Source organism: Mesorhizobium sp. M7A.F.Ca.US.011.01.1.1 (assembly GCF_003998295.1).
Classification (GTDB): Bacteria; Pseudomonadota; Alphaproteobacteria; order Rhizobiales; family Rhizobiaceae; genus Mesorhizobium.
In genome coordinates, this window is the sequence record NZ_RZRT01000229.1 from 1 (window position 1) to 566 (window position 566).

Annotated in this window: 1 protein-coding gene; it reads right to left on the reverse strand. The window is 63.4% G+C overall.

The window, feature by feature from the left end:
• The coding region (locus tag EOA13_RS37480; protein WP_164760923.1) for a beta-ketoacyl-[acyl-carrier-protein] synthase family protein at positions 1-566 on the reverse strand (566 nt) is incomplete at both ends.

Sequence of the window (566 nt, forward strand, 5' to 3'; positions counted from 1 at the left end):
CGCGGCACATTGGGTGTGATGTCGAGGTCGCAAGCGGGATCTGGCTCGCGATAGTTGGCGGTCGGCGGCACGACGTCCTCTTGGATTGCCATCACGCAGGCGATCATTTCAAGCGCGCTCGCTGCGCCGAGGCAATGCGCGTGCGTGGACTTGGTGGAAGAGATGGACATCGAATAAGCGTGGTTTCCAAACACACGCTTGATCGCCGCCGTTTCAGTCTGATCATTGCTCTTGGTACCGGTGCCGTGCGCGTTGAGATAGTCGACGTCCTCGGCATTCAGCCCGGCATCGGCAAGGCAGGCGCGCATCGCCGACGCTGGCCCCTCGACAGATGGCGCGGCAATGTGGAAGGCATCGGCGGAAAGGCCGACGCCGGCGATCTCGGCAAGAATTGTGGCACCACGCCTCGTGGCATGCTCGTAGCTTTCCAGCACGGCCATGCCCGCACCCTCGCCCAGCACCAGGCCCTTCCTATCGGCGGAGAAGGGCCGGCAGGTATCGGGTGAAAGCACGCGCATTGCTTCCCATGCTTTCAGCACGCCCCATGCGAAGGGTGCGTCGCTGCC